We start from the raw sequence: 13,113 nt of genomic DNA on the forward strand, positions 1-13,113 counted from the left end.
CTCGCTGGATCCCGCTGAACATCAACTACACCGTGCTGGGCGTGCTGATCGAGAAGGTGACGGGCACGACGTACGAGAGGGCGGTCGCGGCGCGGGTCCTGAAGCCGCTGGGGCTGCGGGACACCTCCTTCCCGGGCCGTTTCCAGACCCGCATACCGGGGCGCCACAACCGCGGGTACCAGGCGGTGGCGCGCAAGGACGGTTCCACCGAGCTGCGGGACGTGACGGAGTGGAACTCCTCGGACCGGTGGGCGGCGGGCGACATCATCTCCACCACGGCCGATCTGGAGCGGTTCACCGTCGCCCTGTTCGGCGGACGCCTCGTACCGGCGGCGCAGCTGGAAGAGATGTTCACGGTCCCCGGGGTGAGGGACTTCGTCACGGGCAAGTCCGCGACGCTGACGGCCGGGATGTCGCGGATCAAGCTGCCCGACGGCACGATCGCCTGGGGCAAGACGGTGGCCGGCACGGCTACAACACGGCGATAGGCGGGACCCGCGACCTGTCCCGCACCCTCGTGTACTCGGTCAACTCGACCGAGGCCAAGGGGCAGGACACGAACCGGGTCGCCCTCGCCGTCGTGATGGCCGCCTTCGCCGAGTAGCGCGGACTCAGCTGCGGGCTTCGACCACGGCCGGGGTCGCGGCCGGGGCAGGGGCCGGAGCCGGGGCCAGGGCCGGAGTCGGGCCGGGGTCCGCCGGCAGGGCCTCCAGCCGCTTGATCATGCACCGCAGGATCAGCAGCGGAATCACCCCGAAGACGCCGAACGCCATGTCGATCAGCGACCACCAGACCGGGATGCCCCGGATGGGCCCGCAGATCAGGGCCAGCGGAATGATGCCGGCACAGGCGATCATGCCGGCCTCGACGATCCAGATGTTGCGGACCGGGTCACGGTGGACCCCGTAGAAGAAGACGGCGATCACCAGGTGGGCGAAGGCGAGCCAGTCGGTGCCGTAGAGGAGGAAGGGGTAATCGGAGTCCGCCCGGTCCAGCCCGTCGCCGACACGGCGGAGCCACTCGTTGTCCACCAGGGCATTGGCCCAGTGGAGTTCGCTCACCAGGGGGAAGGCGGTGAGTCCGCTCAGCACCAGGCAGACGAGGAACAGGGCAAGCCAGGCACGGATCCGCCGCAGAAGGGCGCTTCTCTCGCTCATGGAAGAAAGCCTACGCAGCTTTCTGAACATGTTCAGTCGAATCGCTGAACATGTTCAGTTCCGTCGCCGAACCGAGATCAGAGCCCTACGATGCCGTTCCAGCGCTTGGCGAAGGACGAACGCTCGGCGGAGGAGATGTCGCGGGCGACGACCAGCCGCTTGCGCATGTCCTCATCCGGGAAGATCAGCGGATTCTCGGCCAGTTCGGCCGTCTCCGGGTCGTCCGAGGCGGCCAGCACATCGCGAGCGGCCGGGACCGGGCAGACGTAGTTGACGGAGGCTGCGAGCAGCGCGGCCATCTCCGGGTCGTAGTAGAAGTCGATCAGCGCCTCGGCGTTGGCCTTGCGCGGAGCCAGGTTGGGGATGAGCAGGCTCTCCGCCCACAGTTCGCCCCCTTCCTCGGGGACCACGAACTCGATGTCGGGGTTGTCGGCCTGGAGCTGGATCGCGTCCCCGGAGTAGGCCTGGCAGGCCAGCACGTCGCCCTTGCTCAGATCGGAGGTGTAGTCGTTGCCGGTGAAGCGGCGGATGTGCTTCTTCTTCACCATGCTCTCCACCTGGTCGCACATCCGGTGGAAGTCCGTTTCGGTCCACCGGGTCACGTCGGCCCCGTTGCCCTGCATCAGCAGGGAGAAGGACTCGTCGAGACCTGAGAAGAGGGTGACCTTGCCCGCCAGGTCCGGGTGCCACAGGTCCTTGACGGACTTGATCTCCCGGCCGAGCGCCTTGCGGTTGTAGGCGATGCCGGTGATCCCCGACTGCCAGGGCACGGTGTGCAGGCGGCCCTCGTCGAAGGCGGGCGAGCGCAGTTGCGGGTCCAGGTACTTCGACACGTTCGCCTGCACCGAGCGGTCCATCTTCTGGGCCCAGCCCAGGTGGACGAAGCGGGCGGCCATCCAGTCGCTGACCACGACCACGTCGTGGCCGGTCTGCTGGTGGTTCATCAGCGCCGGGCTGATCTTGCCGAAGAACTCGTCGTTGTCGTTGATCTCCTCGGTGTACCGGACCTCGATGCCGGTCTTCTCCGTGAAGGCCTCCAGCGTCGGACGCCTGCTCTCGTCCTCTTCGTCGGTGTCGATGTAGAGGGGCCAGTTGGAGAAGGAGACGCTCCGGTCGCCGGCGGAGCGGTCCTGGCCCTCCCGCCGGTTCTCTGGGACGTACGCGGCCGGGACACCACAGCCGGTGAGGCCGGCCAGCAGGCCCGCGGCACCGAAGCCGCGCAACGCCGCGCGACGGGAAAAGGCGAGTTCAGGCATGGGCAAAGCCTCGATGAACGCCTGAGGGCGGGCAATAGACATGTTGTCTACTACCCGCCCCTTCAAGGCTGTGACCTGATCAATGCGGCGGCCGGCAGGCCGCCCGCCCGGCCTCGGGTCAGCCGTCGAGCGAGGTCATGACGTGCTTGATGCGCGTGTAGTCCTCGAAGCCGTAGGCGGAGAGGTCCTTGCCGTAGCCGGACTTCTTGTATCCGCCGTGGGGCATCTCGGCGACGAGCGGGATGTGGGTGTTGATCCACACGCAGCCGAAGTCGAGGTTCTTGGACATCCGCATCGCGCGGCCGTGGTCCTTGGTCCACACGGACGAGGCGAGGGCGAACTCGACGTCGTTCGCGTACGCCAGGGCCTGGTCCTCGTCCGTGAAGGACTGGACGGTGATGACGGGGCCGAAGACCTCGCTCTGGATGATCTCGTCGTCCTGCTTGAGGCCGGAGACCACGGTCGGGGCGTAGAAGTAGCCCTTCTCGCCGACCTGGTGGCCACCCGCCTCGACCTTGGCGTGGGCGGGGAGGCGCTCGATGAAGCCCGCGACCTGCTTCAGCTGGTTCGGGTTGTTCAGCGGGCCGTAGAGCACGTCCTCGTCGTCCGGCTGGCCGGTCTTGGTGTCGGCCGCGTTCTTGGCCAGCGCCGCGACGAACTCGTCGTGGATCGACTCGTGGACCAGTACGCGGCAGGCCGCGGTGCAGTCCTGGCCGGCGTTGAAGAAGCCCGCGACCGCGATGTCCTCGGCCGCCTTGGCGATGTCGGCGTCCTCGAAGACCACGACGGGGGCCTTGCCGCCCAGCTCCAGGTGGACGCGCTTGACGTCCTTGGAGGCGCTCTCGGCGACCTGCATGCCCGCGCGCACCGAGCCGGTGATGGAGGCCATCGCCGGAGTGCGGTGCTCGACCATCGCCCGGCCGGTGTCGCGGTCGCCGCAGACGACGTTGAAGACGCCCTTGGGCAGGATCGAACCGATGATCTCGGCCATCAGGATGGTGGAGGCCGGGGTGGTGTCCGAGGGCTTGAGGACCACGGTGTTGCCCGCGGCCAGGGCCGGGGCGAACTTCCAGACGGCCATCATCATCGGGTAGTTCCACGGCGCGACCTGGGCGCAGACGCCGACCGGCTCACGGCGGACGATCGAGGTCATCCCCTCCATGTACTCGCCGGCCGAACGGCCCTCCAGCAGACGCGCGGCGCCCGCGAAGAAGCGGATCTGGTCCACCATCGGCGGCAGCTCCTCGCTGGCCGTGAGGCCGAGCGGCTTGCCGGTGTTCTCCGATTCGGTGGCGACCAGCTCCTCCGCGCGGGCCTCGAAGGCGTCCGCGATCTTCAGCAGGGCCTTCTGGCGCTCGGAGGGGGTCGAGTCGCGCCACGCCGGGAAGGCGGCGGCGGCAGCGGCCATGGCGGCGTCGACGTCCGCCTGGCCGGAGAGGGGGGCGGTCGCGTACGCCTCGCCCGTGGCGGGGTTGACCACCTCGGTGGTCCGCCCGTCGGCGGCGTCCTTGAACTCCCCGCCGATGTAGTTGCGCAGACGACGCAGTTCGGTGGTCACTACAGCCACACTCCTGTGATCACATGTCCAATGGTTGAGACAGCCACCCAAGCCTAGCCCCTCGGACGCCGTTTTCGACAGGGCCACACATCACGAACTACGGAATCAGTGAGATCTGACTCCTCAAACAACGAATTACATCGTTCTCGCCTTGCGGAACAGACGACTCCTCGTGCACAGTGAGGTCGTGGTCAGTCGAAGCGCAGATTCCAGGAACAGACAACCGTCCCCTTCGGTCGATGCTGTGTCCCTGGCGATCATCGAGCAACTGCAAGAGGACGGTCGCCGTCCCTACGCAGCGATCGGCAAGGCCGTAGGCCTCTCCGAAGCAGCGGTGCGCCAGCGGGTACAGAAGCTGCTCGACCAGGGCGTCATGCAGATCGTCGCCGTCACCGACCCGCTCACCGTGGGGCTCCGGCGCCAGGCGATGGTCGGCATCAACGTCGAGGGAGACCTCGACCCGGTGGCCGACGCGCTGACCGCGATGGCCGAGTGCGAGTACGTGGTGATGACCGCGGGCTCGTTCGACCTGATGGTGGAGATCGTCTGCGAGGACGACGACCACCTGCTCGAAACGATCAACAAGAAGATCCGTGCGCTCCCCGGCGTGCGATCAACCGAAAGCTTCGTTTACCTGAAGCTGAAGAAGCAGACCTACATGTGGGGAACGAGATAGCCCGTGAGCCAGGACCTCTCCAAGACCGCGTACGACCACCTGTGGATGCACTTCACCCGCATGTCGTCATACGAGAACTCGCCCGTCCCCACCATCGTGCGGGGTGAAGGCACCTACATCTTCGACGACAAGGGCAAGCGCTACCTGGACGGTCTCGCCGGACTGTTCGTGGTCAACGCCGGTCACGGCCGCAAGGAACTGGCCGAGGTCGCCTACAAGCAGGCGCAGGAACTCGCGTTCTTCCCCATCTGGTCGTACGCGCACCCCAAGGCCGTCGAGCTCGCCGAGCGCCTCGCGCACTACGCCCCGGGCGACCTGAACAAGGTCTTCTTCACCACCGGTGGCGGCGAGGCCGTCGAGACCGCCTGGAAGCTCGCCAAGCAGTACTTCAAGCTCCAGGGCAAGCACACCAAGTACAAGGTCATCTCGCGTGCGGTCGCCTACCACGGCACCCCGCAGGGCGCCCTGTCCATCACCGGCCTGCCGGCCCTGAAGGCCCCCTTCGAGCCGCTGGTTCCCGGCGCGCACAAGGTGGTCAACACCAACATCTACCGCGCCCCGATCTACGGCGACGACCCCGAGGCCTACGGCCGCTGGTGCGCCGACCAGATCGAGCAGGAGATCCTGTTCGAGGGCGCCGACACCGTCGCCGCCGTCTTCCTGGAGCCGGTGCAGAACGCCGGTGGCTGCTTCCCGCCGCCGCCCGGCTATTTCCAGCGCGTCCGCGAGATCTGCGACGAGTACGACGTCCTGCTCGTCTCCGACGAGACGATCTGCGCGTTCGGCCGCCTCGGCACGATGTTCGCCTGTGACAAGTTCGACTACATCCCGGACATGATCACCTGTGCGAAGGGCATGACCTCGGGCTACTCCCCGATCGGTGCCTGCATCATCTCGGACCGTCTCGCCGAGCCGTTCTACAAGGGTGACAACACCTTCCTGCACGGCTACACCTTCGGCGGACACCCGGTGTCCTCCGCGGTGGCGCTCGCCAACCTCGACATCTTCGACAAGGAAGGCCTCAACCAGCACGTGCTGGACAACGAGGACGCCTTCCGCTCGACGCTGGAGAAGCTGCACGACCTGCCGATCGTCGGCGACGTCCGCGGCAACGGCTACTTCTACGGCATCGAGCTCGTCAAGGACAAGGTCACCAAGGAGTCCTTCACGGACGAGGAGACGGAGCGCGTGCTCTACGGCTTCCTCTCCAAGGCGCTCTTCGAGAACGGCCTGTACTGCCGCGCCGACGACCGTGGCGACCCGGTCATCCAGCTGGCCCCGCCGCTGACCGCCGACCAGGGCACCTTCGACGAGATCGAGGGCATCCTGCGCCGCGTGCTCACCGAGGCCTGGACCAAGCTCTAACCAGCCGCGTCCACCCACCGTCCCGCAGGCGGCAAACTGCGGACCACACGGCCCGGATCCTCCGTTCGAGTGAGAACGCGGGGGTCCGGGCCGTGTGCTGTCACCATCCAAGACGTTCATCTCTTTACATCTCATTGCGGCGCCAGTGACCAAGCGGGCTCCGCTTCGTTCCCCCGGACGGAGGTGTACGCCATGGTGGCTCCACGGGACAACGCCGCGCTGGACAAGGCCCGGCCGGACAGTGCCCCGCCCCAGGACGATCTGCTCTGGGCACGGTCCCTTCACTACTCGCACAGGGGGTCCCCCCGGACGGAGTCTGGGGGAGGCTCGCCGGGACTCATCGGGGTCTCGGTCGGCGTCCGTGCGGGAGAGATCCTCGCCGTGACCGGCCCCCGGGGCAGCGGCAAGACCACCCTGCTGCGCTGCCTGTCCGGACAGCTGCGGCCCGAGCAGGGCGAGGTCTGGTTCAACAGCGTCCCCGTGCACACCATGGGCACCCTGGCCCGCGAGCGGCTGCGCCGCGACCGCTTCGGCTGGATCGGCCCCGAGCCGCGACTGCTGCCCGAGCTCCGGGTCTGGGAGAACGCCGCCCTGCCGCTGCTGATCGCGGGCGCACCCCACCGCACCGCGAAGCGGGCCGCCTGCGAATGGCTGGACCGCCTCGACATCGGCGCCTTCGCCCGCAAGCACCCCGGCTCCCTCAACCGGGCCGAGTCCCAGCGCGTCGCCCTCGCCCGCGCCCTCGCGCACCTGCCCGCCGTGATCTTCGCCGACGAGCCCACCGCCCCGCTGCACCGCGCCGAGCGCTCCCTGCTGCTGCGCACCCTCACCACGGCCGCCCGTTCCCACGGCATCACCGTGCTGCTGGCCACCCACGAGGAGGAGACCGCGGCCGTCGCCGACCGGCGCTTCTCCCTGCTCGACGGCCGCCCGGCCGCCGCGGCCGGGCTCTCCCCGGCCTCCTTCCCCCAGCCCCCGGAGGACCAGGCCGCGTGCTCGCTCTCCGCCTAGCCCGTGGCTCCCGGCCGCTGGTCCAGTTGCGACGGCTGCTCGTCGCCGCCGCCTCGGCCGGCAGTGGCTTCCTGCTGCTGTACGTGCTCGCGCAGGCCACGGCCCGGTCCGCCGGATCGTTCCCTCAGCTGCTGTGGGCGCTGGTCCCCCTCGCCGTCACCGTCCAGTTCGCGGTCGCCGTGGCCCGTACCGACCCCGCGGCCCGGCCCCTGGAAGGGCTGGACGCCGCCGGGCTGGGACCCGTACGGCTCACCCTGGTCGCGACGATCTCCACCGCCGTGGCCTGCGCCCTCGGCAGCGCCGTGGCCCTGGCCGTCTTCCTCCATCTGCGCGGGGACGTGACCGGGCTGCCCTTCGACGGCGCCGGGGCGCGGCTGCTGCACGGCGACCAGCCCCTGCCGGTGGCGGCCGCCCTCACCCTGTTGGCCCTGCTCCCGCTGGCCGCCTCGATCGCCACCGCCCTCGCCCTGCGCCCGCACCCCCGGCCCGCGCCGCAGACCGCACTGCCCTGGGGCATCGCGCTGACCGCCTGCGGACTCGCCGCGCTGGCCTACTCCCGCCCCGGCGGAGCCGGCATGCCTACGGGCTGGGCGCTGACCGCCCTCGGGCTCGCCCTCGCCGGTCCCGGCCTGGCCTACGCCTGCGGGGCGCTCGTCCAGGCCGTCCGCCCGGGCGCGCTCCGGCTGCTGGCGGGACGGACCCTCCAGGAGGAGGCCCCCCGTCTGGGTGCACCCCTCGGTGTCCTGTGCGCCGTCGGGGCGGGCGCCCTCAGCGCCGTGGCCCTGCGCGATCACGGCGGGCTCCAGGTCCCGCTCGGCCCGCTGACCGCGCCCGCCGCCGCCCTGGTGGCGCTGTGCGCGGCCGCCACCCTGCTCACCTCCGCGGTCGAGGTCCGCCAGGCCCGGGCCGCCACCCGCGAGACCCTGACCGGGCTCGGCGCCCCGGGCAAGATCCTCCGTACGGCCGCGACCGTACGGGCCACCGCGCTGGTGGCCGTGTGCCTGCCGCTCAGCTGGGGTGTGGCACAGCTGACGTCGCTGGCATTGACCCGCTGAGGCGGGCAGCCCTTAGGGTGGGCCGAATGGTCAACCCACACATCGAGACCGATACCGAGATCGAGACGCTCGCCGAATTCGACCGGGTCGTGGCCCGCGGCTCGCTCAGCGGGTACCGGATCCAGTCGGTCAACCTGTTGGAGCGGACCTTCGCCCTGCTGTCCGCCGACACCTCGGCAGCCGTGTTCCTGGGCTGCGCGATGGAACCGGACGCCTCGGTCAAGGTGCGCGCGGACGGCGCCCTGGTCTTCCCGCCCGTCCCCGACCTGCCCTTCAACCCGTACCGGGGCCTGCTCTACACGGCCGAGGAACTCTTCACCGGGCTGTCCGCGGGCTACGAGGCCACCCCGGACGCCGAGACGTACGCCTGGTTCCAGGAGACCAAGGCGGACGGCGACATCTACTCCTCGATGCTGCGCTCCATCCACGACGACGCGATCTCCGACGCCCTCGACGAACACCTCGTCGGCGCCCGCGTGGTCGGCGTGATGGGCGGCCACGCCATGGCCCGCGGCGGCGCGGCGTACCGGGGCGCGGCCGAGCTCGGCCGGACGCTGACCCGCTCCGGGCTGACCGTGGCCACCGGAGGCGGTCCGGGCGCGATGGAGGCGGCCAACCTCGGCGCGTACCTCGCCCCGGCCCCCGACGAGGCCCTGCCCGAAGCCCTGCGGATGCTGGCCAAGGCTCCCTCCTTCGCCCCGTCCGTCTCCGACTGGGCCCGCGCGGCCTTCGCCGTACGGGAACGCTGGCCGGCGGTCACGGGCGGCGACTCGGTGGGCATCCCGACCTGGTTCTACGGACACGAGCCGCCGAACCCCTTCGCCGGGCACATCGCGAAGTACTTCGCGAACGCCACCCGCGAGGACGGGCTGCTGGCCCGCTCCAACGCGGGCGTGGTGTTCCTGCCGGGCGCGGCGGGCACGGTCCAGGAGATATTCGACAGCGCGACGCCCAACTACTACGAGTCCCGCGGCGAGCCGAGCCCCATGATCCTCGTCAACCGCGCCCACTGGACCGAACGGCTGCCCACCTGGCCGCTGCTCCAGGCGCTGGCCCGCGGCCGGGCGATGGAGTCCCGGATCGCCCTGGTCGACTCGGTGACCGAGGTCCCGGCGGCACTCGCCGCAATGAGCTGACCTCGACAACCTGACCCGGTCAGGCAACTTCTCTCCCCTTTTCCACGTCTGGAAGAGGTACGCACTACGTAAAACCTGCCAGACGTGAACGGAGCCCTCGGGTGCTCATAGGCCTGCTCACCGCCATCGCGGCGTCCATCTGCTACGGCACGGGATCCGTCCTGCAAGCCGTGGGCTCACGGCGGGCGGCCCGGATGTCGCCCGCCGCCGCCGGGGTCACCCAGCACGGCGGCCCGAACCTCACCTCCACGGCGAAGGCCGCGATGACCTGGGAGTTCATCGTCGGCACGATCCTGGACTTCGTGGGCTTCGGCCTGGGCGCCCTGGCCGCCCGCCTCCTGCCGCTCTTCCTCTCCCAGACCGTCATCAGCGCCAACCTGGTGATCACGGCCGTGCTGAGCGTGAAGATGCTCGGCATCCGGCTGACCCGGAAGGAATGGACCTCCATCGGGGTCGTCTGCGCGGCGCTGGTCCTGCTGGCGACGGCGGCGGGCCACGAGGGCGGCCACTACGCGCCGCCCGCAACGCACTGGTGGCTGCTGGCCGTGACCGTGCTGATCATCGTGGGCGGCACGGTGGCGGTACGTTTCCTCGGCGCCCGCGCCGCGATCCTGGCGGGCCTGCTGTCGGGTCTGGCGTTCGGCGCGCTGGGCGTCGGGGTCCGCATCCTGAACGGCGTGGAGCCGTTCTCGTTCCCCTCCCTCCTCTCCGACCCGGCCCTGTACGCCATCGTCCTGGCGGGCGTCGGCGGCATGTACCTGCACACCGTGGCGCTCCAGATCGGCTCGGTGAACGGCGCCACCGCCGCCCTGGTGGTCGGTGAAACCGTGCTCCCCGGCGCGATCGGCGTCCTCTGGCTCGGCGACTCGTCCCGCCCCGGCATGGCCTGGCTGGCGGTCACCGGCTTCGTCCTGGCGGTCACCGGCGCGGTGGCAGTCGCCTGGTACGGCAACCACGAGGGCGCGGACGGCGACGTCCCCGCCCCGGAACCAGCCCCGGTCGGCTGAAGCCAGCATCGCCGGCGGTTGGTCTTCCCAGCCGTCCGGCGTTTGAGGACCGGGGTCTGGGGCGGAGCCCCAGGGGGTCCGGGCGCAGCCCGGCACCCCCTCCAGCCCGTCCGGCGCTTGAGGACCGGGGTCCGGGCAGCGCCCGGGGAACGGTGGAAGGGCGGGTAGGGGACCTTCGCCCCGCGCAGCGGCAAGGGCCGCAGCGGGGAATTCCACCCCGCGCAGCGGCCCTACTCCCCCGGCAGCACGACCACCTCGGCCGGGGCGAAGCCCACCGCGACCCGGTCCCCGACCGCCGGCGCCCCCTCCAGCCCACACTCCGCCTCAAGCCCCGGCCCCACCTCGGGCCGCAGCAACAGCGCGACATGCGTCCCCCGGAAGGTCCGCGACACCACCTCGCACCCCAGCCCGCCCCCCTCGGGCACCACCACAACCCCCGCCGGCCGGATCAGCACCCGGCAGTCCCCTTCCACCGTCCCCGCCGGAACGGCCACCTTCCCCCACGGAGTGGCGGCGACCCCACCCGACACCACCGCCGGGACGACGTTCTCGAAGCCCAGGAACCGCGCCACGAACTCCGACGCCGGCCGCTGCCACACCTCCAGCGGGGTCCCCGCCTGCGCGATCCGCCCGTCCCGCATGACGACCACCCGGTCGGCCAGCGCGAACGCCTCGCCCTGGTCGTGCGTGACGGCCAGCACGGTCGTGCCCAGCCGCGAGAACAGCCCCCGCAGCTCCACCACGAGCCGCTCCCGCAGCCCGCGGTCCAGCTGCCCGAGCGGCTCGTCCAGCATCAGCAGCCTCGGCGAAGGCGCCAGCGCCCGCGCCAGCGCGACCCGCTGCTGCTCGCCTCCGGACAGCGAGGCCACCGCCCGGCCCTGCGCCCCGGGGAGCCCGACCAGTTCCAGGAGCTCGGTGACCCGGGCCTCGGAGGACTGCTTCGAAGCACCCCGCATCCGCAGCCCGAAGGCCACGTTCCCGCCCACGTCCCGGTGCGGGAACAGCTGGTGGTCCTGGAACATCAGGCCCACCCCCCGCCGGTGTACAAGCACTGCGGCCTGGTCGGCGCCGCCCAGGAGCACCCTCCCGTCGGCGACGGGCTGCAGCCCGGCCACCACCCGGAGCAGGGTGGACTTCCCGCTCCCGCTCGGCCCCAGCACGCACACGATCTCGTGCTCGGCGACCGCCAGGTCCACGGCGTCCACGACGGCGCGCTCACCGAAGCGGACCGACACCCCTTCCAGCTCGAGCAGGGTCATCAGAATTCTCCGGAGGTCTTGTCGGGTCGCAGTCGCTCCAGCGCCAGCAGGGACACCGCGCACACCAGCATCAGGATCGTGCTCAGGGCCATCGCCTGCCCGTAGTTCATCTCCCCGGCCCGCCCCAGCAGCCGCGCCACCGCGACCGGCAGCGTCGGATGGTCGGGCCGCGCGATGAAGACGGTCGCCCCGAACTCCCCGAGGGACACGGCGAAGGCGAAGCCCGCCGCGATGAGCAGGGCCCGCCGCACCATCGGCAGGTCCACCTCCCGCCAGGCCCGCAGCGGTGAGGCGCCGAGCACGGCGGCGGCCTCCCGCAGCCGCCCGTCCACCGCGCGGAGCACCGGCAGCATGGTCCGTACGACGAAGGGAACGCCCACCAGCGCCTGCGCCAGCGGCACCAGGATCCACGAGGTGCGCAGGTCAAGCGGCGGCTCGTCGAGGGTGATGAGGAAGCCGAAGCCGACGGTCACGGCCGACACCCCCAGCGGAAGCATCAGCAGCGCATCGAAGCCCCGTACGAAACGGCCCGCGCGCCGGGTCAGCGCCGCGGCCGCGAGCCCGCCGACGACCAGCGCGATGGCGGTGGCGGCGAGCGCGTACTGCAGGGAGTTCCAGATCGCCTCCAGCGGCGGCACCAGGAACGTTCCGCCGCCGGCCCCCACCTCCTGGAGCGCCCGGTAGAAGCCGAACCCGTACCCACCGGGGGCGTCGAGCGACCGCTCGACCAGCACCGCGAGCGGCGCCACGATCAGCAGCGCCACCGTCAGCAGCACCCCGCCGAGCAGGGTGCGCTGGGCCCAGCCGCGCGGCCGGTGCGTGGTCCGGCCCGGGTCGACGAGCCGCAGCGCGGTCTCCCGCTTGCGCACGGTCCAGGCGTGCACGCCGAGGATCGCGCCGATGGCAGCGAACTGCACCATCGTCAGCACGGCGGCCGTCGGCAGGTCCAGGAGCTGCGCGGTCTGCCGGTAGACCTCCACCTCCAGGGTGGAGTACGCGGGCCCGCCCAGGATCTGCACGACGCCGAAGGAGGAGAAGGTGAACAGGAACACCATCAGCGAGGCGGCGGCCACCGCCGGGCCCAGCGCGGGCAGCGTCACGCGCCGCCAGGCGGCGAACCGCCCGGCGCCGAGCACCCGGGCGGCCTCCTCCTGACGCGGATCCAGCTGCGCCCACAGCCCGCCGACCGTACGGATGACCACGGCGTAGTTGAAGAAGACGTGCGCGAGGAGGATCGCCCAGACGGTCGTGTCGAGGCGGATCCCCCACACCTCGTCCAGCAGACCGTTCCGCCCCACCAGCGCGAGGAAGGCGGTGCCGACCACGACGGTCGGCAGGACGAACGGCACCGTCACGAGCGCCCGCAGCAGCTGTTTGCCGGGGAACTCGAAGCGCGCGAAGACGTACGCGCCGGGAAGCGCGATCAGGAGCGTGAGCCCCGTGGACGCGAGCGCCTGCCAGGTGGTGAACCAGAGCACGTCGCCGATGTCGGGCCGGGCCAGCACCTCGCCGATCCGGCCGAACTGCCAGCCGGCGTCGGTCTTGAGCCCGCGCCCGACGATCGCGGCGACGGGGTACGCGAAGAACAGCCCGAAGAAGACGAGCGGCACGGCCATCAGACCGAGCCTGACGG

At 70.9% G+C, this 13,113-nt stretch carries 12 protein-coding genes; 7 read left to right on the plus strand and 5 right to left on the minus strand.

Features of this window, described 5'->3' with window-relative positions; all coding sequences use genetic code 11:
* Positions 1–41 precede the first annotated feature (41 nt).
* Complete coding sequence (locus tag MTF69_RS24120; protein ID WP_374323665.1) at positions 42–488, plus strand: serine hydrolase; 447 nt, start codon at positions 42–44, stop codon at positions 486–488.
* 123 nt (positions 489–611) lie between these two features.
* On the opposite strand, the gene MTF69_RS24125 is transcribed toward MTF69_RS24120, so the two are convergent.
* From MTF69_RS24125 to MTF69_RS24135, 3 genes are all read right to left on the minus strand, one after another.
* Positions 612–1,157 (minus strand): hypothetical protein, encoded by a 546-nt coding sequence (locus MTF69_RS24125; protein WP_243337617.1) that lies wholly within the window; start codon positions 1,155–1,157, stop codon positions 612–614.
* Positions 1,158–1,234: 77 nt separating this feature from the next.
* On the minus strand, positions 1,235–2,413 hold the full coding sequence (locus MTF69_RS24130) for a PotD/PotF family extracellular solute-binding protein (RefSeq protein ID WP_243337631.1): 1,179 nt from the start codon (positions 2,411–2,413) through the stop codon (positions 1,235–1,237).
* Between the two features lie 118 nt (positions 2,414–2,531).
* Entirely contained in the window at positions 2,532–3,971 is a 1,440-nt protein-coding gene (locus tag MTF69_RS24135; protein ID WP_243337633.1) for a gamma-aminobutyraldehyde dehydrogenase, read from the minus strand.
* 172 nt (positions 3,972–4,143) lie between these two features.
* Between MTF69_RS24135 and MTF69_RS24140 the strand changes: the two genes are divergently transcribed.
* From MTF69_RS24140 to MTF69_RS24165, 6 genes are all read left to right on the plus strand, one after another.
* A complete protein-coding gene (locus tag MTF69_RS24140) occupies positions 4,144–4,647 on the plus strand; it encodes an Lrp/AsnC family transcriptional regulator (protein ID WP_073910973.1) in 504 nt (167 codons plus the stop codon).
* A gap of 3 nt (positions 4,648–4,650) precedes the next feature.
* Positions 4,651–6,012, plus strand: a complete 1,362-nt coding sequence (locus MTF69_RS24145) for an aspartate aminotransferase family protein (protein ID WP_308401445.1) — start codon at positions 4,651–4,653, stop codon at positions 6,010–6,012.
* A 192-nt stretch (positions 6,013–6,204) separates the two neighbouring features.
* The gene (locus MTF69_RS24150; protein ID WP_243337635.1) at positions 6,205–7,023 is read left to right on the plus strand and encodes an ABC transporter ATP-binding protein; all 819 of its coding nucleotides are present in this window, start codon (positions 6,205–6,207) and stop codon (positions 7,021–7,023) included.
* Positions 7,005–8,078, plus strand: a complete 1,074-nt coding sequence (locus MTF69_RS24155) for a hypothetical protein (RefSeq protein WP_243337637.1) — start codon at positions 7,005–7,007, stop codon at positions 8,076–8,078. The genes MTF69_RS24150 and MTF69_RS24155 overlap by 19 nt, the downstream gene beginning before the upstream one ends.
* Before the next feature lie 26 nt (positions 8,079–8,104).
* The gene (locus tag MTF69_RS24160) at positions 8,105–9,214 is read left to right on the plus strand and encodes an LOG family protein (protein WP_243337639.1); all 1,110 of its coding nucleotides are present in this window, start codon (positions 8,105–8,107) and stop codon (positions 9,212–9,214) included.
* A gap of 101 nt (positions 9,215–9,315) precedes the next feature.
* Complete coding sequence (locus MTF69_RS24165) at positions 9,316–10,221, plus strand: hypothetical protein (RefSeq protein ID WP_243337641.1); 906 nt, start codon at positions 9,316–9,318, stop codon at positions 10,219–10,221.
* Positions 10,222–10,451: 230 nt separating this feature from the next.
* Here the strand turns inward: MTF69_RS24165 and MTF69_RS24170 are convergent, their stop codons facing one another.
* Both MTF69_RS24170 and MTF69_RS24175 read right to left on the minus strand, forming a co-directional pair.
* Positions 10,452–11,480 (minus strand): ABC transporter ATP-binding protein, encoded by a 1,029-nt coding sequence (locus tag MTF69_RS24170; RefSeq protein WP_243337642.1) that lies wholly within the window; start codon positions 11,478–11,480, stop codon positions 10,452–10,454.
* Entirely contained in the window at positions 11,480–13,096 is a 1,617-nt protein-coding gene (locus tag MTF69_RS24175; RefSeq protein WP_243337838.1) for an iron ABC transporter permease, read from the minus strand. The genes MTF69_RS24170 and MTF69_RS24175 overlap by 1 nt, the downstream gene beginning before the upstream one ends.
* Between the last annotated feature and the right edge of the window lie 17 nt (positions 13,097–13,113).

Source organism: Streptomyces sp. AP-93 (assembly GCF_022808175.1).
Classification (GTDB): Bacteria; Actinomycetota; Actinomycetes; order Streptomycetales; family Streptomycetaceae; genus Streptomyces.